The organism is Sulfuricurvum sp. (genome assembly GCF_028713855.1).
Taxonomy (GTDB): domain Bacteria; phylum Campylobacterota; class Campylobacteria; order Campylobacterales; family Sulfurimonadaceae; genus Sulfuricurvum.
Window position 1 is genome coordinate 64,857 of sequence record NZ_JAQTNN010000010.1, and the last position, 20,526, is coordinate 85,382.

Genomic DNA, 20,526 nt, shown 5'->3' on the forward strand with positions numbered 1-20,526 from the left:
ACAGAAGTTTAAGGATAAAGAAAATGCCCGCGAGGGGCAATTAGGGCATTAGCCGCAAGAAGGAACATTTCCAGAATCAGATCCGTACATGAACAAGAAATCACGCAAATCTTGAGCTTGGCTTTTAAATGTGTCACCGTTAAAATACGCAGCTGATTTATCTTTTGCATGTGCTTTAATAATGTTAGCGCCGCCGTTAGCGAAAAGTTCATCCCACTCATCTTGTGTATGCATCGCTGCACCTTTGGTACCGTTACCATGGCAGTTTTTACATGTTTTCAAATAAGCTTTTTGACCTTTTTTGTCATCAGCAGATACAGTTGTACTAATCATTCCCACAGCAACTACTGCCGCAAGAAAAAGTGATGTTGACTTTTTCATATCGTTCTCCTTGAATAATTTTAAGACACCTTTAGCGTTTTCGAAAAAAGGGGGAAAGTATCTTCATTCGGGAATAATAATATCGGATAAAGGATAAATGGAGCATTAACCAAATAATAATATGATGGTTTTTTAGCTATTTTTATCAAAAATGTATCAAAAAAACACATTTTATTCTTCATCATCCGTTGAAGGAGCTTCTTCTTTTGCTTTACTCGCACGAACTTCAAGACGTATTTTATCTTGACGAATTTTACGGTAGGCTTTGTATTGCGCTTTAGTAAGAGCTTCACCCTCTAATCCTACTTCAGCCCCAATCTCTTCTGCACTGAGACCTGCTTCGTTCATCATAATCATACGAAATTCTTTTTTTGTCAAATGACGTTTGAGTGACGCATACAATTCACGTTCATCAGCACTGATCTCTACCGCTCCACACTCATACAAGCGTGCCAAGACTTCGCGGATTGTTTTAGTCGGGTTGTAGCGGAGCCACAATGAATTTTCTAACATGGAAATACCTTTGTAATAATCTGGGTCAAATCTTTAGTATCGACGATAACATTTGCCTCTTTTTTGAGAATCTCTTTGGCGCAAAATGCTACTCGTGTCCCTGCATGAGCAAACATCGACCTATCATTCGCACCGTCTCCGACGACCATCGTCTCTTCTTCACTAACTCCGAACAGTCCTTGCAGACGTTGAAGCATATCTCCCTTAGAGAAATCGAACATCATATCTCCGCCGACAAGTCCGGTAAGTTTTCCGTCTTTGGCATGCAGCACGTTTGAAAAATCGGCATCGTATCCCAAAATATTTTTCGCATACGAGGTAGCAGTACGGAATCCGCCGCTGAAACAGACCACCTTAATGTCACGTTCTTTCAAAGCTGCGATCGTCTCTATCGCACCGTTCATGTACGGCAGATTTTGACAAATCTCCTCGACCAAACCAAATTCCAGCCCTTTTAAGAGTCCTACCCGTTCTTGAAGACTTTGAAAGAAATCAAGTTCACCATTCATTGCTCGCTCGGTGATAACACTCACTTGTTCGCCGATTCCCAGTGCTTCCGCAAAAAAATCGATTGTCTCACCGTCCATCAGCGTCGAATCAAAATCAAATACCGCTAACTTAATCAAATCACGTTTCCTATTTGTTATAATGACGCAATTATATCCAAGGGTAGCTTTTGTTCGAATCATTTATCCATAAACTCCGTCACGGAACCTATATCACCTTAGAGACTACCCCGTCTCGCTCAGCGCAATTTGCCCCAATAATCGAAAAAATCGCCGCTTTGGGATTGGATCAAATGGTGGATGGATTCAGTACGACCGATAATCCGCTCGCCAAACTCAAATACAACGCTCTCTTCGCCGCGATGAAACTCCAAGATCGTTTTGGTAAACCAACACTTGCAACGATGAGTATGCGCGACCGCAACCGTATCGCATTGCAATCCGATCTTCTCGGAGCCAACGAAGCCAATGTCCGCGCGATCCTCGCTCTTACGGGTGACAGCGCCCACTATTCCGATCAACCGCACGCAAAAGGGGTTTTCGAAGGGAATAGCAAACTCCTCCTCGACATTATCGCTACCCTCAACAACGGCACCGATTTGGCAGAACAAAAACTCCTCGCCCCCGTACAGGAGATTTACCCATTCGCCGTTATCGATGCCTATGCTAAAAGTGCTGCGACATTACAGAAAAAGATGTCGAAAAAAGTAGCCCATGGAGCCATCGCCATCATCTCCCAACCCGTCTACGATCTCGAAAATGCTCGCAAACTGCTCGATATGATGGCGGAAGCCAACCGCGAGAACAATGCTGCGTGCGTCCTCGTTTTAGGCTATTTTCCGATCACGAAACTCCGCACCGCACGATTTTTGGATGAGAATGTACCGGGGATATTTGTACCGAGTGAGTGGGTAGAAGCACTCGAAGCGGCTTCACACATCAGCCCGGAGGAAGAGTACCGTGTCGGATTTGAACTGAGTAAAACTCTTTTCGAAGAGCTCAAAGCCCTCCATCCGAAAATCCATATCATGACCGCCAATCAGTTTGAGTTAGCCAAGGCGATTTTGAGCTAATTTCAGATTCTTTCACTCGCTCGTCATCCCCGTCATCCCGTACTTGATACGGGATCTATCTTGAACTTAAGATCAAACCGACCTATTGATATTGCATTTTACATACAATTGATATACAATTATGAAATAATACCTTTAGCAAGTGGAGGATCAAATGGTTTTTGATTGGAACGATGAGAAAAACACCCTCCTCAAAGAGAGCCGAAATATTTGTTTCGAGGATGTCGTCACCAGTATCCAAGAAAACAAACTTCTCGACATCGTCAAAAACCCAAGTGCTAACCATCAGAGTCAATACTGTTTGATTGTCGAAATTATGAATTACGCCTATATCGTTCCGTTTGTCAAAGAGGGAGATACGTTTTTTCTCAAAACGATCTATCCCAGCCGAAAAGAAACCAAAAAATACTTCAAGGAGTAACCGATGCGTACCAAAACACTCTATACCGATGAAGAGTTAGCCATTGTCAATGCAGTGGAAAACGGTGAGTATGTTTCACTGCCTATCGATGAATTTGAGACCCTCAAAAGATCGCTAAAAATCGCGGCTTCTGAAACGATCAAACAACGTTCCAAACGCAAAGCGATCAGTATTCGTCTCCTCGAAGATGACATCATGAAACTCAAAGCAATGGCGCTCAATGAGGGAATCCCTTATCAAACCTATATCACTCACGTCATCCATAAAATCACGACAGGACAAGTACGGGTCTCTTAAGCGATTTTGAGCTAATTTCAGCCTCTTTTGGCTATAATCGATCACTATTCTTTTTGGACGATAGCAGATGCATCGTCTCTTTCATCGAAGCAAACTCTTCATACGAGAGTAAAACCGCACTTTGGTTATCTTTGGTCGTGATAATGTACTCTACACAGTCGTTACATACGCTGTCTATCATACTTCGTAGGTTGTTACGTGCCGCAGAATAAAATATGGCTTGCACCACACACTCCTTAATCATGTCAATTTTTATCCCGCATATACCATAACAACCTTATTGATTTCAGGAATAACAATGAGAATAGTACTTCCTCGACAGTTTGTAAAATAGCTACCTGATTTTGAAACAGCCAAGTTAACTTTCTTTTCAATATTACTATCCACAGCAATCCCAAACCCATATTGATCAAGAAAATTACCAAGAATCCAACTACTATTTGAATCATTTTTCATTGGAGTTTCACTCCATTCTCCGCACTGCCGTATATATTCATTTCGGGGTGTATCTTCGAGCGATAAAATAGAAAAATAATCTATGCCAGTATTTTTTATAGTTTTTGCAGAACTCTCTGGTAGTTCGAAAACAATTATTCCCGTTTCATTGGCTCCAGGTCCAAATACTCCCCAAGACTCTGTTTTTTGATAAAGTATATTTGTTACTGCCATCTCACGAGGAATATGATTCAAATAAAAAGTTTGCTCATAATTTTTATACCAACTATACGGAGCTACAATCATAGCAATTAGTACAATTACAAAAAATAAGCGATTTCTTGAATAAAGTACCTTTAAAAAGTCATAAATAAAATATATAACTACAGGTGTAAGTGCAAATATAGCCAATAAGATAAATAATCCTAACAAAATATATTTCCTAACTATTATAAATTTTTTATACTGTATTTTATGATACTAAAACTATATATCTGCTTGATTCAGTTTTTCTATTTTGAGCTAATTTCAGCCTCTTTTGGCTATAATCGATCACTATATAATTGCAGGAATGACCCTTTATGATCGATGTAAAACTTCTCCAGAAAAATTTTGACGAAACCGCAACAGCATTGATGCGCAAAAAAGTCTCAAGCGAGATAATCGCCGAGCTAAAAACTGCCAACGAAACCCTCAAAACCGCTAAACTCGCCTACGAGACATTGCAAGCGAAACAAAACGAACTCAGCCGTCTTTTCGGTCAATACAAAAAAGAGGGAAAAAGCACCGATGAGTTGAAAATCGAAGTCGATGCGAACAAAGTAACCCTGGGTGATCTCCTCGATACCCAACGCTCCGCCGAAGAAGCTCTCGATGCGATCATCATGCGCGTTCCGAATATCCCCGATGCGGATGTACCGGATGGCGAAGATGAAAACGATAATATCGAAATCCGCAAAGTCTTAACCCCTCCGACATTCACATTCACCCCTAAAGAGCACTGGGAATTGGCGGAGCAAAACAACTGGATCGATTTCGAGCGCGGTGTTAAACTCGCAAAAAGCCGTTTCAGCGTTGTGGGCGGTATGGGTGCACGGTTAGAGCGTGCCCTCATCAATTTCATGCTCGATTTCAACCGTGAGCGCGGTTTCGAAGAGTTCAGCGTTCCGATGCTCGTAAACCGTCGTGCGTTAGAGGGGACGGGACAGCTTCCGAAATTTGAAGATGACTTGTTCAAAGTCGAAGAGGAAGAGCTTTATCTCATCCCGACGGCGGAAGTACCGCTTACGAATCTCTACCAAGATGAAATTATTAACGGTGCCGAGTTGCCGATCAAAATGACGGGATACACCTCGTGTTTTCGTAAAGAAGCGGGAAGCGGCGGCCGCGACGTACGCGGTATGATCCGTCAGCATCAGTTTCACAAAGTCGAACTCGTCTCCATCACCCGCGCCGATCAAAGTGACACGGTATTTGAAGAGATGGTTGCATGTGCTTCTGATCTACTCGCAGCACTTGGACTTCCTCACCGCCTCGTCACCCTCTGTACGGGAGATTTGGGGTTCGGTGCGGCGCGTACCGTCGATCTCGAAGTGTGGCTACCGGGGCAAAACACCTATCGTGAAATCAGCTCCGTCTCCAACACGCGAGACTTCCAAGCTCGCCGTGCGAAGATCCGCTACAAAGAAGAGGGGAAAAATATTCTCGCTCATACCCTAAACGGTTCAAGTTTAGCGGTCGGACGGACGATGATAGCTATTATGGAAAATTTCCAGCAAGAAGACGGCAGTATCATCATCCCTGCTGTGCTGCAAAAATATCTCTAATCGGAACAAAGAGAGGCTATGGCTGAAGATCAAGAAGAGATAATAATCATCGAAGAAGCCGATGCCGCCGGTGTCGAAAAAACGACAATCGCCGATTCTGAACCTTCGAATGAAAAAACTAATCCGTTTAAAAACAAACGATTTATTCTTTTGCTCTTAGCGATTTTCCTTGCACTCCTCCTCGTAGGGGGGGGCTTGGCATTCTTCTTATCCAGTCATTCCAGTGAATCTGAAAAACCTCTCGATACACCAATTGTCCACGAAGTCCACAAACCTAAAGAAGCTATCATTGAGCCCAGCGAACTCGAAAATATGATTCAAAAGGCTAACTATCTCTATTCCAATGGCAATCCGACCGAAGCGCTGAAACTGTATGAAAAAATTGCCCTCTACTCAGAGGCAATATCCCAATATAACCTCGGTGTCGCTCAACTCAAAGAAGGAGAATACAAAGGAGCGCTTGAGAATTTCAAACGTTCTATTTCAAATAGCGAAAACCAGTGTGTCAGTGCAATCAATGCCGCCGTATGCTGCTTGTATCTTGGACGTGAAAGCGATTTTAATGCCTATATGGATATGGCACAGAGCTACCTTCCCCAAGAGAGTAATTCGCCGATGTATTCATACTATTACGCTTTGGTAAATTACTACAAAGGGCGTTATCTTGAAGCACTGAGTGCACTTAAGCATCCTACAACCGCTGAGTATCAAGGGACACAAAACAAACTCCTCGCCAAAATCACAGCAATGTTCGGAAGTTACAAAGATGCCATTACAATCCTTGAAAATCCCCCTCAAGAAGAGGACTATTTCTCTCTTGGTCTCATGTATGCTAACCTCGGAAATCTGGAATTTGCCAAAAAATATCTCACTGAAGCGATCATTCAAAATAAGCAGCCGATCCAAGAACGACTTGCATTAGCCTTTGTAAACCTTAAATCAGGTTTTCAAGAAGAAGCGGCAAATCTTATCAAAGAAACAACGGACAGTTATCCTGATCAAGTTTATACCCCCTATCCCGTTCGAGTTTTTCTGAAATCTTCACTCTTTAATCCGGATGATGTTCAACATATCTACCGAGACAGTCAAAGTGACAATCATCTTAAAATGTATCCAACAATCTTTTATTTTGCCCCGTATAAAATCTACAATGCCGATCAGACAATCAACTATATACGCAAAGGAAATGCCAATATTTATATCGATGATATTCAAAGTGCTAAAGAGTATCTCCAAAAAAGCAGCAAAGCTTCCAGCGTCGATTACGGTATCGCTCTTGCTATCCAAAAAGCGCTCAAATTCCGTCTACGCGATGCCAATCATCAGCTATTAGAGCTACTAAAGAACAATCCGCAACATTCCATTCTCCATTATGATTTGGCCCTTACCTATGCGCAATTAGGTGATTTTTCCAATGCGTATGACCATTTTTTACGTTCCTATCATCTCGATGCCCATAATTATATGTCCGGTATTTTTGCAATAATGAGTTCAGAGCTGATTGGAAAAAACAATCCGAAACTCAACTCAATTCTCCGAGACAATCTCGCACAGGAAGCTGTTACAGAAGAGTTTCAACTTTACCGTACCCTTCACGATGTTACCCAAAACAATATTCCAAGTGCTGCAAAATGGCTTGATAATAAATATAAAGAACGTCCTCTTTATCTCGCGATGAACATTATCATTGCATCAGAATTCGGAAAAGGTGATGTCGTTCGTAAAAGTTCTGAGCGGCTTGTTCAACTGCAACCTAACGATATTCTGCCGCATTTGATCTTCTTGGATACCCATTTCCAGGATCAAAAAACCAAAGCATTTGCAACAACTGCGATCAACTATCTCAAAAAACAAACATTTCACTATGATGATCTTGATTTCGGCCCAAAAATCACTCGGGATCGTGCTATTTTAATGGCAATGATGACAGGTCAGCTTACCCCCTTTATCCAACGGCTTGAAAACAGACTCCAAACGACCACAGACCACACAACGGATATTTTGAATGCATTGGCACAAGCTTATTTTTACAATCAAGATTTTGAAAAATCTTATACACTCTATAATCAACTGATTGATACCCATAAAATCAAAGATGAAAATACCTTGTTCATGGGAGCATGTGCATCGATCGGTGCCGAGCACTATGAAAATGCCATTGCCCTTCTTCAGCTCTCAAAACTCAAAAATCCAAACTTTGCCGAGAGCCGTTATGCATTGGGTCTGCTCTATTTACAAATTCGTAATAATCCGGGAGCTGTCGTTCAATTTAGCAAAATGGGTAATGCAGGCTTCATTTCACGCTATTTCGACTTTGGAATCGATACCGATAAGTTCGTCAGCGAACCTAAAAAATATCATCCTCTTTGAGCGATGCGGCGTACCAAATAAAAAGCGGCGCGTAACGGTCCATACAGCAAGTATCCCGCCGCTAATATCGCCATCCCTTCAATCGGGTAAACAAACACTCCCATAGCGACAACGATCAAACTAATAAGAAACCGCATAAAATGGAAGGTTTTAAAATTGATTTTTTTGAAGCTCGGATAACGAATATTACTGACCATCAAAACCGAAAGGACGGCCGAGAAAGGGAGTATTAAAAGGTTATAGTGATGATAATGTGGGTAACGTTCCAACAATAATACAGCGATTGAAATCATAATTGCCGCAGTAGGGATCGGAAGCCCGATAAAAACGCTCGGCTCAATTCGTGAGGTCATCACATTAAAACGGGCAAGCCGCACCGCTCCGAAGATAATAAAAAGGGCACTGACAACGATTCCTATACGCCCGTATGCTTCTCCGACATATAAATACAATATGAATGCGGGAGCAACCCCAAATGCCACGATATCGGCCAAAGAATCAAACTCAACACCAAAATGGCTTGCAGTGTTTGTCATCCTCGCGACACGACCGTCCAATCCGTCAAAAATAAGAGCCAAAAAAATAAACCATGCCGCCGTGGTAAATTCGTGTGTAAGTGCTAATGCAATCGCATAAAAGCCTGTAAAAATTGAAGCAGCGGTAAATAGGTTGGGGAGAATATAAGCGATAGGAGGGGGAGATTGACGCATATCAGTTTCCTTTCAGACGAATAATGCACATTTAAGTGCATATTATCAAGCCGCGTTCAAATATCCGATAACACTTTCACCTGCACGAACAGTTGCACCGGCATTGACTGAAATACGTGTGGATTCAGGTAGATAAAGAATACTGCGGCCTTTGGCTAAAAAGCCATAGCGGCTCCCCTCTTTGAGCTTTTGGCTTTTTTCTAATTCAATACCTATGGAAAAACAACTTTGTTCACTAAGATGTTCAATATAGATTTCATCTCCTTTATGGGAACGAAACGATAGTACCGCTTTTTCATTTAGTGTATCAGCCATAGGGTTATAAAGCGGCAATGACGCACCATGACGAATTTTAAATCCCTCTACAATACCGTCAAACGGAGCGCGAAGCATCGAAACATCCCAGAGTGAATTCATTATAGTCACTTTGGTCATTTTTTGCTGATTAACTTCAGTCTCTTCGATGGAAAGAACAACGCCGTCAACACTGCTGATAATTCTCTCATACTCAGTTTCAGCCGTATTACGTTCAGGATTACGAAAGATTGCCAGTACTGCCAGCAGCAAGGCACCGGTAATAAATTCAAACAGGTGCAGTCCCGTCATCATGAAAAATAAAAAGAGCGCTCCGATTACACCGGATATTAGCCATCCTCGCTTTGAGAGGATAAAGGTATCGTTTTGAACGCTCATTTAGTACTCCTTTTATTCGTCAATGACTATTTTTTTGCTCGAAGGTGTCTCTTTACGCGGTTCGAGTTTTGTTTCGATATTGTTTTCTATCTCAAAGGCTTCAATAATTTCACGCACTTGATCACCCGAAATATTTTCTTTTGAATAAAGAAGCTCTACAATTCTCTCGATAGCATCACGATACTCTTCCAAACGTCCTTTTACTTCCATATAATGTTCTTGAAGCGATCGCTTGATAAATGTATCCATGTCTTCAGCCATTTTATCACTGTATTCCCGTCCTTGAGACATACCGCCGCCCAAGAAGGTGTTACGCTGTTTTTCGAGCACCATCAAGCCGGCCACATCACTCATACCGTACATCTGCACCATCGCTTTGATGATATCGGTAGAACGTTCCAAATCGTTTGCAGCACCGGTAGAAATTTCACCGATAAAGACCTCTTCAGCTGCGCGTCCACCCAACAATACATCGACTTCTGCCCATAATTCATGGCGTTGCATAAGGTATTTATTCTCTTCGGGTGTATTGAGTGTATACCCCAATGCTGCCAAGCCACGAGGGACGATAGAAACTTTAGAAACTTTCTTGGCCCCTTTGGTCGTCTCGGCCAACAGTGCATGTCCGCTTTCATGGTATGCAACAATACGTTTTTCTTTTTCGTCAATACGGCGACTCTTTTTCGATAATCCTGCAATTGCCCGTTCTACTGCTTCGCGTAGGTCGGCTTGACGAACTGTTTTTTGGCTTTTTCGTCCGGCAAGCAATGCCGCTTCATTAATGATATTGGCTAAATCTGCACCCGCAAGACCGGCGGTCAGACGTGCAATCTCTTCAACATCCGTATCACTGTCTCGTTTGATCCCTTTGATATGAACATTGAGGATATCGATACGCCCTTGGAAATCGGGTTTATCCACCAAAACTTGCCGGTCAAATCGACCCGGGCGTAAAAGAGCCGGATCAAGAATCTCAGGTCTGTTGGTTGCCGCTAAAATAATGATCGGCGTATCGGTACCGAAACCATCCATCTCGGCAAGAAGCTGATTAAGGGTTTGTTCACGCTCATCATTTCCACCCATCACACCGCCGGCAGCACGGCTTTTACCGATGGCATCAATTTCGTCGATAAAGATGATCGAAGGGGCATCTTTTTTTGCCTGTTCAAACAAATCACGCACACGTGCCGCACCGACACCGACGAACATTTCGATAAAACTTGATCCGGAGACGGAGAAAAACGGTACTTCCGCTTCTCCCGCTACCGCTTTGGCAAGCAAGGTTTTCCCCGTTCCAGGACTACCGACCAAAAGAACCCCTTTTGGGATTTTGGCTCCCAACTCGACATAACGATCGGGGAATTTCAAGAAATCGACAATCTCTAAAACTTCTTCTTTAGCTTCCTGTACGCCGGCAACGTCATCAAATTTCGTTTTCGGTTTTTCGGAATTGACCAGTTTTTTAGAACTTCCCATCCCTAAAATACCGCCACCCATACTTTTTTGCATTCGTCCTGCAAAAAACATCCAAATAGCGATGATAATCAAGAACGGGAAAAGCCATCCGAACATCTCAGTAAACCAGTTGCTCTCACTAAATCCCGTATAGTTGATTTTTTTCTCATCCAAGAGGGGAATAAGTGTCGAGTCAGGACCAACGATACGAGTTGTATAGGCCACTTTACCGTTTGTCGTATTCCCGATAGCACGGATATAGGTTTGCCCAATGGAGACTTTCTCAACTTCTTTGTTCTGGATCAATTTTTTGAGATCAGCATAGCTTATTTCTTGGGTACGGGTCACATTTTGCCCGTTTATTTTACCGGCTAATTCGTTTTCATCACCGATTACCGCTTTAAAAAGGACAATGACGACAATCGAAAAAATGACAAATGTAATCAATGGATTTTTATTAAAAAAATTGCCGTTCTTATCCGGCGTCGGATTTTGATTCGATTCATTTTGAGCCATATTAACTATTTCCTTTGTGAGTCACCACGAGAGTTACCCATTCGTTTTCGACAATGCGTTCAGTCAGTTCAAAACTCTTGTACGCACGCAGCACTTTATCTTCGTATTTATCCATTATCCCTGAGAGGATTAAAATTCCCCCATCGCGTAACCGTTTTTTAAGATCACTCGCAATAAAAACTAATACATCAGCAACGATATTGGCAATAATAACATCGTATTTTTCATCACTCTCTTGAACCGGACCTTCCCAAAGACGGCGATAAGCAATATTGTTTTGTGCAGCATTGACAACAGCATTTTCAACGGAAAGCGGATCGGTATCGCAGGCATCGACAACTGCCCCTTTTTTGATTGCGGCAATTGATAAAATACCGCTGCCGCATCCGACATCCATAACTTCGTCACCGGATTTAACATACTTTGCGATACCGCGAAGGCACGATGCGGTAGTCGGGTGATGACCCGTTCCAAATGCTAATGCCGGATCTATAGCAATATTAAGCATCCCTTCACGCGGGTCTTCCCATGTCGGATGAATATAAAACGGATCAATCTCTATCGGAGTAATCCCTTGCTGATACTGCGCAATCCAATCATCGTTTTTTTCTTTAGTGAGTTCCATGTCAACATCAATAACTTCACCCAACGCCCGTTGCAATGCTTCGGCAAACTGCTCGATTCCCCACGTAATCGTTTCAAGGTCTTCTTCGCTTCGGATAATAAATCCGTCATCAATCTCTTCAAATCCGACAGGGAGAATATCAACTAAAAAATCGCTAAAAAGCTCCAAATGCGATGATGGTTTGACCACCAGCATGTAATAATAATCTTGCATTAACCCTCAGTACCAAGGACAGCGGCAAGTTTTTCTTTTAAGACCTGAGGAGTAAACGGTTTAACGATATAGTTGTTTACTCCCGCTTTAAGAGCCGTAATAACTTCAGCTTTTCCCCCCTCTGTCGTAACCATGATGATCGGGAGATCGCTAAAACGTGTGTCGCCACGTACTTTTTTCACCAATTCCAAACCGTTCATTTCCGGCATGTTCCAATCGGTAATGAGCATTCCGATTTCCGGGTTCTCATTTAAGACTGTCCATCCTTGGAGCCCGTCTTCACCTTCTAAAACATCTTCGTAGCCAAGCCGCGAGAGTGTATTTTTGATAATACGGCGCATCGTCGAACTATCATCTACAACCAATAATTTCAAAGTACGTCCTTTTGTCGATTCTTAATTTCTGTATAGAATAAATGCCCAATGATAACCTAACCAACTTTGTGGAAAGATTAAAAAAACTTTTTGAGGTCAATTGTCCCCTCATAAAAGGCTTTTCCAACGATAACACCTGATACTTCACCGCTTTGAAGCAGCGCCTCAATATCGCTTTCATCCTTAACACCGCCGCTTGCGATTGTCGGTATCCCTGATGCTCTGGCAATCTCAAGAGTAAAATCGACATTAACACCGGAAAGTGTACCGTCTCGACCGACATCCGTACAGATAATAGCCTCTACCCCCGCATCCGCAAACGCACGAGCCAAATCGGTAGCCTTCATGGAACTCACTTCACCCCATCCTTCGACAGCGACATAACCATCAATCGCATCAATACCGACGACGATCGGATACTTTGCCGCCATCGATTTAACGAATTCAGGATTACGAAGTGCAATTGAACCCAAAATGAGCCGGTCAATTCCCAAATCCAAATAGCGTTTAATCGTCTCTTCATCACGAATTCCTCCGCCAAGCTGAAGTTTGACGTTGCAGTTTTCACGAATTGCACGGATCTGCTCAAGATTTTTAGGCTCTCCGGCAAATGCACCGTTTAAATCGACGAGATGAACCCATGATGCACCCATTGCTTCAAATGTTTTTACCAATTCCCAAGGGGTATCAGAATAAATTTTAGCGCTCTCCATAGCTCCCTTCGTGAGACGAACCGCTTTGCCGTCTTTAAGGTCAATTGCCGGGAAAATTGTCATAGAAAAATCCTTTATAAATTAATAAAATTTTTGAGAATATTAAGGCCGTTTTGGTGGCTTTTTTCAGGATGAGGCTGAATTCCCATCACGTTTTCATGCGCAACGGCACTGGTAAAACGATACCCGTAAACGCTCTCTCCTATGCTATCATTCTCGTGAGCACAAAGGGCATGATAGGAGTGGACGAAATACAGATAATGAGCCTCATCCAATCCTTCAAATAAAGGATGACTTTTTGTAAACATCCGATTCCACCCCATATGGGGAACTTTTAACGGAATTGAAAAACGGCTGGTATCAAATGCCACTACACGTCCTTGAATCAATCCAAGTCCCTCAGAGATACCGAACTCTTCACTCGATTCAAACAGTAACTGCATCCCCAGACAAATCCCCAGCAGATAGTTGCCGCTTTGAGCATACTCACGTACGGCCTGATCCATTCCTCGGGCTTTGAGGTGTTCCATCGCATCACCGAATGCTCCGACACCCGGTAAAATCAATTTATCATACGTTGACAATTTATCGGGATCGGATTCAACAACCACCTTTTCGCCCAACACGTCAAAAGCATTTTTGACGCTGGCGAGATTGCCCATGTTGTAATCAACGATTGCAATCATTCTCTCTCCTTTGTGTGGGTAAAATGGATATAAACTGCCAATCCGACAAGTAAAAGGGCAACGCCTCCGATAATGTAGATGGCATTAATCAGCATACTCGGTGCGGTCAGCGCAAATTTAAAGACCAGCATCAACGCCTCGATCGAGAGGGCAATAATGACCGATCCCAAAAATCGAACCATCGTTTTATGCATATCCGATGAGGGATCGTGCTTGGGGCGTCCCAGAACTTCTTCTTCAAATAGAGTTTTAACCAAATCAAATATCGCCAATGAGAGGGTGAGAAGAATCGTCGCTTCGAAAATATCTTTGATCTCAATCTGCGCATAGTGCCCAAATCCGTAACTTAAGAAACCTTCCGTCGCTTTGACAAACAACAATCCTGCCACAAAGGCCAAGGCAAGAGCGAAAAAAGCATAAACGACACGAAAGAATTTTCCTGCTGCTGCTTCAGAGGCCAGCGGATGAGCGATTCGAAGGACTTCATCAAGAGGTATATCCAAACAGGCAACATAAACGATCGCACCGTGTTCATTAAAAATCGGCTCCGATGCCGTAACCGTGAGTTCATCATTAAGCAACGATGGGTACGGATCGGTGATGGTACATCGACGCTCATGCATTGCACGGTAATAATAGGCTCTAGTCGATCGGCTAGCCCCGATATCTTCCTCTTTTTTTCCATTTTTGAGGTAAGTAGGAGAGACTTGAATCCCTTTAGCATCAAGCAAATAAGCCGCTTCAAGACCCTGCAAATCGCCGCGAATTTTTAAAAGACGTGCCGTAAGGGTTTCGAGAGATACGGCAGGAAGATGATTCGGAAGGTTTTTATGAAAAAGGTAGCAAAAATAGGCACGTGCTTTTGGGCGTATTTCTGCGTATTGCCGTATATCTTGAACTACCATTGTTCAGCTCCTTACTCCTCTTAATTTTGAGGGGGATTGTAGCTTAGTTGCGCTATAGTTACGCTTATGAATACGTCTACTCTTCGAATCGCTATTGTACGCCTAAGCGCTCTGGGCGACCTTGTTAACACGGCTGTCGTCTTGCAAATCATCCGTAAACATTACCCCGATGCGACGATTGACTGGTTTGTCGAAGAGGCGTTTGCCCCTATTTTAAAAGATCATCCTCTCATCAATGAAGTGATCGCCGTCCCCATCAAACGGATTAAAAAAACAAAAAGTTTCACGCTCCTAAAAGAGTCAATTCACACTCTCAAAAACCGTCCTCCCTACGATCAGATTATTGACGCGCAGGGATTATTGAAATCGGCGATGGTTACCTATTTTCTAAAAGGAAATGTACACGGTTTTGATCGCTACAGTGCACGCGAAGGGATTGCCGCACGGTTTTACAATACCACTTCTGCTATTGCGTATGAAATGGGAGTCGTTACGCGCAATGTTCTAGTCATTACTGAGGCATTGAATATCCCCTATGACGAAAACGATATTCTCTCCAAAAGTGATGTATTCGAGAAAGGGCCACGACCTGTATCGCTCCCCCGTGAGGGTAAAGCGATTGCCTGTGTCATCGGAGCTTCTTGGCCAAGCAAATGCTATCCCAAAGAACACTTCGCCGCTGTCTGTTCAAACCTCCCCTACCCGTGCTATTTGATCTGGGGAAGCGTTATGGAATACAATGATGCCCAATGGATTGCCGAGCACACCGACAATGCCATCACCGCACCGAAAATGTCACTCAAAGAATTAGTCACCTTTATCGCCCATTGTGATCTGACCATCGGCAATGATACCGGACCGACCCACATGGCGTGGGCGATGAATCGTCCCTCCATCACCCTATTCGGTCCGACCAATGAACGGATGATTTTTCCGACCTCTGTCAATATCGGGATCAAATCTCCCTCCCGTGTCGATATTATGAAGATTAATCGGAATGATTTTTCCATCCGCGATATACATCCCGATACCGTTATCCAAAAAGCCAAGGAACTTTTGTCATGATCTTGTTTCGTCTATTTTTGCTGTTGGATGCAGTGTTGATGCGTTTGCCTCATGGATGGCGCCGTGGACTATTCACTTCACTTGCCCGTCTTGCACGCTTTTTAGCCCCTTCACGTAACCGTGTCATTCGACAAAATCTTCAGTTAGCTTTTGCCGACACTCTCAATGAACAAGAAGTGGAAAAGATAGAACACTATTGTTATCGTAATTTGGGACTTAATCTTTTGCAAGTCATGGAAAATCGGCACTATACTACGAACGATTTTTCCAAACGGGTGAGATTTGAAAACAGAGAACAGGTGGATGCTATTTTGGCACAGGGGAGAAGTATTGTTTTTGTCTCTGCCCATTTTGGAAACTGGGAAATCGGAGCAACCGCACTTTCAGCACTGATTACCCCTACCACATCGATCTACAAAGCGTTTAAACGAGAAGAGTTCGACCCCTATCTACTCGAATCACGTACACCGCACGGCATGGATCTCGCCGAAAAGAGCGGAGCACTCAAACACCTTGCCCGCGCACTAAAAAATGGCGGTTCTGTCTCACTTATGATCGATCAGTCAAGCAATCCCCGCCACGGAGTCGCCGTTGATTTCTTCGGTCATCCGACCTATCACTCCTCGACACCGGCCATCTTATCGAATAAATATAACGCTCCGATCGTAGCTCTGTATATCCGTACCGATGACGAAGAAAACTTCACCATCCGATTTGAAGATCCGATTGAAGTTGAAAGTGACAACGCTCAAGCTATCCTTGACGCGACACAGAAACAAGTAAATACACTAGAACGGGTTATACGTGCCAATCCGAAATTCTGGTTCTGGTGTCACAAACGATGGAAAGGTGAGTATCCGGAAATTTATGCCGGATAAGCTGTTTTTAACGCTGAGTACAAATCTGCGGGAGTCATTTCAGGATTATTTTCCCATGCTAGTTTCATCACCGCATTATCTTCCTGTCCGTTCCAAATCTTGATGTAGCTTCCCTCTTTGTAGCCATGATCTTGGCGGAATTGGTTCAAAATATTTTTTCCGACATACAGACGGTACAGTTGTGTCATATTCAATGCTCCCATATGCGCCAGTTCAAAGAACTCTTCGATCAATGCACCAACCATTTCAGCAGATATCGGAATCAGTGAAAGACGCATAACGTTTTCGATTTTCGTCATCAAAAGGGCATCCGTCCCAAAACTAAGGGTATCATCTTGGTTTAACTTTTGAAACTCCGGTGTTTGAGATATTCGTGTTGCCAATTCTTGAATACTTTCAGCCCCATGGATATGGGTAAACTCCAACACCAAACTCATCACGAAATGCCACACATCGACAATCTCAATTTGCAGATTGGCATAATCGGTCGGTTGAGCAATACTTTTCCAGTGTTTCCATCCGAATGAGTCAATCATCTCCGCAGATTCCATATAGATACAGCGACGCCAATTGATCGATTTACCCTCTTTGGTCGTCCCTTTTTCCCACCCTTTGCCGTTGGTGGCATCGTTCAATGTTTGTTGCAATTCGAGCATACAGAGCAATTTATTCATATCTATCCTTTTGATTACCCATTTTAATTTGCAAATTATACGCTAATATTCCACCCATGGAAAAAATAAATTGTCATAAATGTATTTACTATTTTGTTACATGGGAAGCCCATCAGCCGCACGGGTGCAAAGCCTACGGCTTTAAAGCAAAGATGATCCCCTCAATGGTCGTTCAGAGTTCGAGTGGAAAACCGTGCAATTTGTTTTCTCCTAAAGCTCCCGTTTCCAAGTAACTTTTTTCCCGAACCCCAAAGTGTTATCGGTCATTTTAACCTCATCGAGCCGTATCATCCATAATGTCGGATTCATCACACGTGCGTAGGGAAATGCATCGAAATAAAGACTTTTTAACCCATCGGAGCATCTCTCCATTTCCCCTGCAAACTGTATCCCCTGAATTTTCCCCACCGTTTTGGTCTCCAACGCAACCGTTCCGGCGACATGAGGATTTTGCACCACATTGTTCATATGCTCCGTCGTCTCATCCGAAGCGACAATAAACGATATACTCTTCGGATCATACGCATAAAACATCGAACAGCACCACAACCGCTCCCCCATTGTTGCCAATGAGAGGAGATGATGTTCAAGGATAAAGCGCTCAATTTTTTCAATCATTCAAAGCCTTCCCTAAGCGATCCAACGCATCACCAAGCACCGATGTCGGTACTGCAAAATTGAGCCGCATAAATCCTGATCCCTCTTTACCGAAGCTAAGCCCCGGGCTAAGCCCAAGCCCTGCTTTATGGACAAAAAACTCCCGCAGTTCCCGATCCCCAAATCCTAAAGCTCTGCAATCGAGCCATGCCAGATAGGTTGCTTCAGGAGAGCGAAATTTAATCACAGGGTGTTCTAACCCCCACGCTTCTATGAGACTGGCATTTGCCATTAGATGTTCTAATAGTTTTTGATGCCACGCTCTACCTTCGGCGTAAGCAGTTTCAAACGCTACATGAGACAATACCGCACCATCTCCCAAATGGACGCGATGTGCCTCTTCTTCATAGCGTTTTCGCATCGTTTCATCGGTGATACACACCGTTGAGATCGAAAATCCCGCCATGTTAAACGTTTTCCCCGGTCCTATCAGCGTGAGTGTATTGTTTAAAAGCTCATCAGAGAGTGATGCCATCGGGATATGTTTGTGCGGTGTGAAGACGATATCCGAATGTATCTCATCACTGATGATACGAATACCGTGTTCCAGACACAATATTCCCAATGCTAGAAGCTCATCACGGCTCCATACCCGCCCTATCGGATTATGAGGGGAACAGAGTAATAGCAGTTTGGTTTTAGGAGTAATTTGCGCACGTAGACGCTCGATATCAAAACGGTAAATCCCTGCGCTATCTTGTTTCAATGGATGGAGAAGTAAGGATCGGTTATTATCTTTTACCATGCTATAAAACGGAGGATAGACGGGATCCATCACAATCACCTCATCCCCCTCTTCACTGAATGCGCGGATCGCACACCCGATTGAGGCCACTACCGAGGGAGAATAGCTCAGCCATTCACGCTTTATCTCGAAACCATGATGCTCACGCATCCATCCAATCTGTGCTTCATAAGCACTGTTGGGCATAATTTCGTACCCGAGTATCGGATGGTGTAGTCTCTTTTGAACCGCATGGATGACACATTCAGGCGTTGCGATATCCATATCGGCGACCCACATCGGCTGAACCTCTTGGGTATGAAAAAGCTTTTGTCTCAGCGTATATTTTTCGGCATTGGAGTCACTGCGGTCAATAAAACGAAACTCATCCATACCGTTTTGCCCATCGCGCATACATCTGATCGATATTGTCGTATTTATCACTATCATTTGCACCCTCACCGATCACGTATCGAAATCCGGCATGCTGGATAAAATGGCGGCGAAAGGCGTAACGGGATTCTCGTAGAATTTCATTGCCCGTTGAGATCCACGATCCCCCTTTGATAAGGTTGTGCCGTCCATCAAACGTCGGCTCCGAAAAATCATCGTACCACGGATGAGTTATAAATCCCTCAAACCCGTCCATCTGCGTTTGGGTCCATTGCCACACATTTCCCACGACATCATAGAGCTCACCATGCGCGAACGTGTCTACGGGGACAGAAGAGGCAAAATGAGCAAGATTGATATTGGCACGCTCATCGTCAAATACCTCTTCATTCATCATGGCGGCATCTACCATCACTCTCCACTCTGACTCCGTAGGGAGACGATAGATTTCACCGTCCTGCGCACTTTTCCAACGGCAAAACGCTTCAGCTTCCAACGCATTTACCTCAACCGGCCAGTTATAGGGCATATCAATTTCAGTGGTTAACGAGCGATATTTATAACTCCCATCCTCTTGAGGAATCCAAAAAGCAGGACACGTCGCTTTGCGGATTTGGAGGTATTTCAGCCCCTCTTCATCCCACCACCGGCTCACACCGTATCCGTTTGCCGCTACAAAATCCATAAATTCGCCGTTACTGACCAGATATTTGGAGGATTGAAACTCTTCTATGTTAATGACCGCATTGCCGTATTCGTTATCCCACCCATAAAGCCCCTGATCATCCAAGCCTTTACCGAGTTTAACGTCCGTTGCAGAAAAATACACCAGAGAGTTTTCAGGAGCATCCCCATGAATCGGACACAGAGGAAAGTTTTCATGGGAACGGATAAATTCAAGCGGCATTTGACGATGAAGAACACTCGACGTCTCGATATGGATTCGTTCATGCTCGATCCCCATCCATATTGCCCATAAGGGGTCCTCTTTCGTGATGGGGAGCTTCATGGGAAGTGTAGCGATCATCTCATCCACAAGGTGACGAACTTTTTGTCGATACATACGGACTTCATCAATACTCGGCCATCTCAGAGAATCACTGCTGGCATCCCACGTCATTTCATCAACACCGACGGCAAACAGCTCTTCAAAATGGGGATTGATCCGCTCTTTTAAACCTCCGGATGCCACCAGTTTATTGATATAAAAAATTGCCGTATGTCCGAAATAGAAAATCATCGGATGGCGTGTCGGTTCGGATTGACGGTAAAAAACGTCATCAGATATCAAAAGTTCAAACAGTGATTCAAATAGATCAAAACTCTGATGAAAATAAGCTCTTAACTCCGTGCGTTTAGAATCATTCTCCTCTCCGTCCAATCGTACCGTTTTCATCTGTTTTTGTAACACAGCATCATCCTT

Annotated in this window: 24 protein-coding genes; 7 read left to right on the plus strand and 17 right to left on the minus strand. The window is 43.5% G+C overall.

Going from position 1 to position 20,526, the window contains the following annotated elements; translation table 11 throughout:
- Positions 1 to 48 precede the first annotated feature (48 nt).
- The 3 genes from PHI47_RS10120 to serB form a co-directional block, all read right to left on the minus strand.
- Positions 49 to 381 (minus strand): c-type cytochrome, encoded by a 333-nt coding sequence (locus tag PHI47_RS10120; RefSeq protein WP_299936694.1) that lies wholly within the window; start codon positions 379 to 381, stop codon positions 49 to 51.
- Between the two features lie 171 nt (positions 382 to 552).
- Positions 553 to 894, minus strand: coding sequence for a hypothetical protein (locus PHI47_RS10125; RefSeq protein ID WP_299936697.1), 342 nt, complete (start codon positions 892 to 894; stop codon positions 553 to 555).
- A complete protein-coding gene (serB, locus tag PHI47_RS10130) occupies positions 888 to 1,520 on the minus strand; it encodes a phosphoserine phosphatase SerB (RefSeq protein WP_299936700.1) in 633 nt (210 codons plus the stop codon). Before serB ends, PHI47_RS10125 begins: the two co-directional genes overlap by 7 nt.
- A 50-nt stretch (positions 1,521 to 1,570) precedes the next feature.
- Here serB and PHI47_RS10135 point away from each other — a divergent pair, with 50 nt between their 5' ends.
- From PHI47_RS10135 to PHI47_RS10145, 3 genes are all read left to right on the plus strand, one after another.
- A complete protein-coding gene (locus tag PHI47_RS10135) occupies positions 1,571 to 2,473 on the plus strand; it encodes a methylenetetrahydrofolate reductase (RefSeq protein WP_299936703.1) in 903 nt (300 codons plus the stop codon).
- A 154-nt stretch (positions 2,474 to 2,627) separates the two neighbouring features.
- On the plus strand, positions 2,628 to 2,894 hold the full coding sequence (locus PHI47_RS10140; protein WP_299936705.1) for a toxin: 267 nt from the start codon (positions 2,628 to 2,630) through the stop codon (positions 2,892 to 2,894).
- A 3-nt stretch (positions 2,895 to 2,897) separates the two neighbouring features.
- Positions 2,898 to 3,191 carry a hypothetical protein gene (locus PHI47_RS10145; RefSeq protein WP_299936708.1) on the plus strand — a complete coding sequence of 98 codons (294 nt, stop codon included), beginning with the start codon at positions 2,898 to 2,900 and terminating at the stop codon, positions 3,189 to 3,191.
- A gap of 31 nt (positions 3,192 to 3,222) precedes the next feature.
- On the opposite strand, the gene PHI47_RS10150 is transcribed toward PHI47_RS10145, so the two are convergent.
- Together PHI47_RS10150 and PHI47_RS10155 are read right to left on the minus strand one after the other, a co-directional pair.
- Positions 3,223 to 3,417: a type II toxin-antitoxin system Phd/YefM family antitoxin gene (locus PHI47_RS10150; RefSeq protein ID WP_299936710.1), complete on the minus strand. Its 195-nt coding sequence runs from the start codon at positions 3,415 to 3,417 to the stop codon at positions 3,223 to 3,225.
- A 26-nt stretch (positions 3,418 to 3,443) separates the two neighbouring features.
- Positions 3,444 to 4,058, minus strand: a complete 615-nt coding sequence (locus PHI47_RS10155) for a hypothetical protein (protein ID WP_299936713.1) — start codon at positions 4,056 to 4,058, stop codon at positions 3,444 to 3,446.
- Positions 4,059 to 4,207: 149 nt separating this feature from the next.
- Here PHI47_RS10155 and serS point away from each other — a divergent pair, with 149 nt between their 5' ends.
- Both serS and PHI47_RS10165 read left to right on the plus strand, forming a co-directional pair.
- The gene (gene serS / locus PHI47_RS10160) at positions 4,208 to 5,452 is read left to right on the plus strand and encodes a serine--tRNA ligase (protein ID WP_299936716.1); all 1,245 of its coding nucleotides are present in this window, start codon (positions 4,208 to 4,210) and stop codon (positions 5,450 to 5,452) included.
- Positions 5,453 to 5,470: 18 nt separating this feature from the next.
- Entirely contained in the window at positions 5,471 to 7,822 is a 2,352-nt protein-coding gene (locus tag PHI47_RS10165) for a tetratricopeptide repeat protein (RefSeq protein ID WP_299936719.1), read from the plus strand.
- On the opposite strand, the gene pssA is transcribed toward PHI47_RS10165, so the two are convergent.
- The 8 genes from pssA to PHI47_RS10205 all read right to left on the minus strand — a co-directional run bounded on the left by pssA (position 7,810) and on the right by PHI47_RS10205 (position 14,712).
- A complete protein-coding gene (gene pssA, locus PHI47_RS10170; RefSeq protein ID WP_299936722.1) occupies positions 7,810 to 8,532 on the minus strand; it encodes a CDP-diacylglycerol--serine O-phosphatidyltransferase in 723 nt (240 codons plus the stop codon). The two genes, PHI47_RS10165 and pssA, sit on opposite strands and share 13 nt — an antisense overlap.
- A 45-nt stretch (positions 8,533 to 8,577) precedes the next feature.
- Positions 8,578 to 9,225 (minus strand): phosphatidylserine decarboxylase, encoded by a 648-nt coding sequence (locus PHI47_RS10175; protein WP_299936725.1) that lies wholly within the window; start codon positions 9,223 to 9,225, stop codon positions 8,578 to 8,580.
- Between the two features lie 12 nt (positions 9,226 to 9,237).
- On the minus strand, positions 9,238 to 11,196 hold the full coding sequence (gene ftsH, locus PHI47_RS10180; RefSeq protein ID WP_299936728.1) for an ATP-dependent zinc metalloprotease FtsH: 1,959 nt from the start codon (positions 11,194 to 11,196) through the stop codon (positions 9,238 to 9,240).
- 1 nt (position 11,197) lies between these two features.
- Positions 11,198 to 12,034, minus strand: a complete 837-nt coding sequence (locus PHI47_RS10185) for a 50S ribosomal protein L11 methyltransferase (RefSeq protein ID WP_299936732.1) — start codon at positions 12,032 to 12,034, stop codon at positions 11,198 to 11,200.
- Positions 12,034 to 12,408, minus strand: coding sequence for a chemotaxis response regulator CheY (locus tag PHI47_RS10190; protein WP_299936735.1), 375 nt, complete (start codon positions 12,406 to 12,408; stop codon positions 12,034 to 12,036). Before PHI47_RS10190 ends, PHI47_RS10185 begins: the two co-directional genes overlap by 1 nt.
- Positions 12,409 to 12,485: 77 nt before the next feature.
- On the minus strand, positions 12,486 to 13,184 hold the full coding sequence (hisA, locus tag PHI47_RS10195) for a 1-(5-phosphoribosyl)-5-[(5-phosphoribosylamino)methylideneamino]imidazole-4-carboxamide isomerase (RefSeq protein ID WP_299936738.1): 699 nt from the start codon (positions 13,182 to 13,184) through the stop codon (positions 12,486 to 12,488).
- Between the two features lie 11 nt (positions 13,185 to 13,195).
- Positions 13,196 to 13,807 carry an imidazole glycerol phosphate synthase subunit HisH gene (gene hisH, locus PHI47_RS10200; RefSeq protein ID WP_299936741.1) on the minus strand — a complete coding sequence of 204 codons (612 nt, stop codon included), beginning with the start codon at positions 13,805 to 13,807 and terminating at the stop codon, positions 13,196 to 13,198.
- Entirely contained in the window at positions 13,804 to 14,712 is a 909-nt protein-coding gene (locus PHI47_RS10205) for a PDC sensor domain-containing protein (RefSeq protein WP_299936744.1), read from the minus strand. Before PHI47_RS10205 ends, hisH begins: the two co-directional genes overlap by 4 nt.
- 66 nt (positions 14,713 to 14,778) lie before the next feature.
- On the opposite strand from PHI47_RS10205, the gene waaC reads away from it, so the two are divergent.
- A complete protein-coding gene (gene waaC / locus PHI47_RS10210; protein WP_299936747.1) occupies positions 14,779 to 15,777 on the plus strand; it encodes a lipopolysaccharide heptosyltransferase I in 999 nt (332 codons plus the stop codon).
- Entirely contained in the window at positions 15,774 to 16,655 is an 882-nt protein-coding gene (locus PHI47_RS10215) for a lipid A biosynthesis lauroyl acyltransferase (protein WP_299936749.1), read from the plus strand. The genes waaC and PHI47_RS10215 overlap by 4 nt, the downstream gene beginning before the upstream one ends.
- Here the strand turns inward: PHI47_RS10215 and PHI47_RS10220 are convergent.
- From PHI47_RS10220 to ovoA, 4 genes are all read right to left on the minus strand, one after another.
- On the minus strand, positions 16,643 to 17,329 hold the full coding sequence (locus PHI47_RS10220; protein ID WP_299936752.1) for a dUTP diphosphatase: 687 nt from the start codon (positions 17,327 to 17,329) through the stop codon (positions 16,643 to 16,645). The genes PHI47_RS10215 and PHI47_RS10220 overlap by 13 nt on opposite strands.
- Positions 17,330 to 17,539: 210 nt before the next feature.
- Positions 17,540 to 17,947, minus strand: coding sequence for a pyridoxamine 5'-phosphate oxidase family protein (locus tag PHI47_RS10225; RefSeq protein WP_299936754.1), 408 nt, complete (start codon positions 17,945 to 17,947; stop codon positions 17,540 to 17,542).
- Complete coding sequence (locus PHI47_RS10230) at positions 17,940 to 19,124, minus strand: pyridoxal phosphate-dependent aminotransferase (protein ID WP_299936756.1); 1,185 nt, start codon at positions 19,122 to 19,124, stop codon at positions 17,940 to 17,942. The genes PHI47_RS10225 and PHI47_RS10230 overlap by 8 nt, the downstream gene beginning before the upstream one ends.
- Positions 19,096 to 20,514, minus strand: a complete 1,419-nt coding sequence (gene ovoA, locus PHI47_RS10235; RefSeq protein ID WP_299936758.1) for a 5-histidylcysteine sulfoxide synthase — start codon at positions 20,512 to 20,514, stop codon at positions 19,096 to 19,098. Before ovoA ends, PHI47_RS10230 begins: the two co-directional genes overlap by 29 nt.
- Positions 20,515 to 20,526: the final 12 nt, after the last annotated feature.

What these genes read in the sequence shown, in the direction of transcription:
- PHI47_RS10230 (WP_299936756.1), bottom strand. Translation starts at nt 19,124, where the DNA reads ATGCGCGATGGGCAAAACGGTATGGATGAGTTTCGTTTTATTGACCGC.
- PHI47_RS10165 (WP_299936719.1), top strand. Translation starts at nt 5,471, where the DNA reads ATGGCTGAAGATCAAGAAGAGATAATAATCATCGAAGAAGCCGATGCC.
- PHI47_RS10225 (WP_299936754.1), bottom strand. Translation starts at nt 17,947, where the DNA reads ATGATTGAAAAAATTGAGCGCTTTATCCTTGAACATCATCTCCTCTCA.
- PHI47_RS10125 (WP_299936697.1), bottom strand. Translation starts at nt 894, where the DNA reads ATGTTAGAAAATTCATTGTGGCTCCGCTACAACCCGACTAAAACAATC.
- PHI47_RS10175 (WP_299936725.1), bottom strand. Translation starts at nt 9,225, where the DNA reads ATGAGCGTTCAAAACGATACCTTTATCCTCTCAAAGCGAGGATGGCTA.
- hisA (WP_299936738.1), bottom strand. Translation starts at nt 13,184, where the DNA reads ATGACAATTTTCCCGGCAATTGACCTTAAAGACGGCAAAGCGGTTCGT.
- PHI47_RS10185 (WP_299936732.1), bottom strand. Translation starts at nt 12,034, where the DNA reads ATGCAAGATTATTATTACATGCTGGTGGTCAAACCATCATCGCATTTG.
- PHI47_RS10145 (WP_299936708.1), top strand. Translation starts at nt 2,898, where the DNA reads ATGCGTACCAAAACACTCTATACCGATGAAGAGTTAGCCATTGTCAAT.
- PHI47_RS10220 (WP_299936752.1), bottom strand. Translation starts at nt 17,329, where the DNA reads ATGAATAAATTGCTCTGTATGCTCGAATTGCAACAAACATTGAACGAT.
- PHI47_RS10205 (WP_299936744.1), bottom strand. Translation starts at nt 14,712, where the DNA reads ATGGTAGTTCAAGATATACGGCAATACGCAGAAATACGCCCAAAAGCA.
- pssA (WP_299936722.1), bottom strand. Translation starts at nt 8,532, where the DNA reads ATGCGTCAATCTCCCCCTCCTATCGCTTATATTCTCCCCAACCTATTT.
- ftsH (WP_299936728.1), bottom strand. Translation starts at nt 11,196, where the DNA reads ATGGCTCAAAATGAATCGAATCAAAATCCGACGCCGGATAAGAACGGC.
- hisH (WP_299936741.1), bottom strand. Translation starts at nt 13,807, where the DNA reads ATGATTGCAATCGTTGATTACAACATGGGCAATCTCGCCAGCGTCAAA.
- PHI47_RS10120 (WP_299936694.1), bottom strand. Translation starts at nt 381, where the DNA reads ATGAAAAAGTCAACATCACTTTTTCTTGCGGCAGTAGTTGCTGTGGGA.
- serS (WP_299936716.1), top strand. Translation starts at nt 4,208, where the DNA reads ATGATCGATGTAAAACTTCTCCAGAAAAATTTTGACGAAACCGCAACA.
- waaC (WP_299936747.1), top strand. Translation starts at nt 14,779, where the DNA reads ATGAATACGTCTACTCTTCGAATCGCTATTGTACGCCTAAGCGCTCTG.
- PHI47_RS10140 (WP_299936705.1), top strand. Translation starts at nt 2,628, where the DNA reads ATGGTTTTTGATTGGAACGATGAGAAAAACACCCTCCTCAAAGAGAGC.
- PHI47_RS10215 (WP_299936749.1), top strand. Translation starts at nt 15,774, where the DNA reads ATGATCTTGTTTCGTCTATTTTTGCTGTTGGATGCAGTGTTGATGCGT.